This is a genomic window from Undibacterium sp. RuRC25W (assembly GCF_049339825.1).
Classification (GTDB): Bacteria; Pseudomonadota; Gammaproteobacteria; order Burkholderiales; family Burkholderiaceae_D; genus Undibacterium.
The window spans coordinates 1-1,248 of record NZ_JBMPPD010000074.1; the positions used below are offsets into that span (position 1 = coordinate 1).

General features: G+C 44.0%; 1 pseudogene. It reads right to left on the reverse strand.

What is annotated here, in order from left to right:
- Positions 1 to 34 precede the first annotated feature (34 nt).
- A pseudogene (locus ACO0KV_RS18330) lies at positions 35 to 1,248 on the reverse strand (IS3 family transposase); the annotation flags it as partial.

Sequence of the window (1,248 nt, forward strand, 5' to 3'; positions counted from 1 at the left end):
TGAACTGACCCCATTTAGTTGGACAGTTTAATTGCTATGCTACTAAGGGCTGATTTCTGTATTGCACAGGACTCAGCCCTTTTAATTTCATTTTGATGCGGTCATGATTATAGTATCGAATATAGGTCGCCAATCCCTTCTCGAGTTCTTCGACGCTTTTAAATTTGTTCAGGTAATAATATTCTGACTTCAATACACCAAAGAAGCTTTCCATCGCCGCGTTATCCAGGCAGTTCCCTTTGCGCGACATGCTCTGCACAACCTGGCGTTGCTCCAGTGTTCGTTGGTAAGCAGACATTTGATATTGCCAGCCTTGGTCTGAATGCAGCATAGGTCTATCTTCTGGGTTGAGCTTGGCCCATGCTTTCTTGAGCATATCACTGACCATTTTGAATACAGGTCTTCGGGATGTTTCATAAGCGACAATTTCACCATTGTACAAATCTAAAATGGGAGATAAATAAAGCTTTTCTCCTGCCACATTAAATTCCGTCACGTCTGTCACCCACTTCTGATTCGCCTTTTCAGCGACAAACTGGCGCTGCAATAGATTCGGTGCGATACGACCGACATTGCCTTTATATGACCGGTATTTTTTGATTCTGACCAATGATTTCAACCCTAATTCTGCCATCAGCCGTTGTACTGTCTTATGGTTCACGTTGCCCCCTGATTGCTTGATAGTTGCGGTAATACGACGATAGCCATAACGCCCCTTATGACGCTCGTAAATAGCGCGAATGCTTTTCTTTAAATCGGCATATTTATCTTTCGCCATCAACGCTTTTTGTTGATAGTAAAACGTACTACGAGCCATTCCCGCAATCTTAAGCAAACCAGCAACTGGATAGTGTTGCCTTAGTTCCTGGACTATTAGCGCTTTTTGAGTGACGCTTCCAATTCTTGCTCTTGAACTAAGGCTTTCAACTTTTTTAAATAAGCATTCTCCATGCGAAGGTGATTCACCTCCTCCAGCAATTCTTCGCGACTGCGACTCTCATCTGGCTTGGCAGATTGTGGTTGAACTTTTTTTTGGGGTGTAGACATGGCTTTGCGGCGTCCTCTGGTGCGTGGGGTTAAGGCTTCGATACCACCGCTATGATAACTGCGTTCCCAAGCGCTTAAAACACCCACATTCCGAATATCGAACAAGATCGCCGTCTCACGACAGGACTTCTGCTCATTCCACATATGTTGAAGCACGGATAGCTTGAATTGAGCACTGTAATGACTGAATTTTTTATCTAG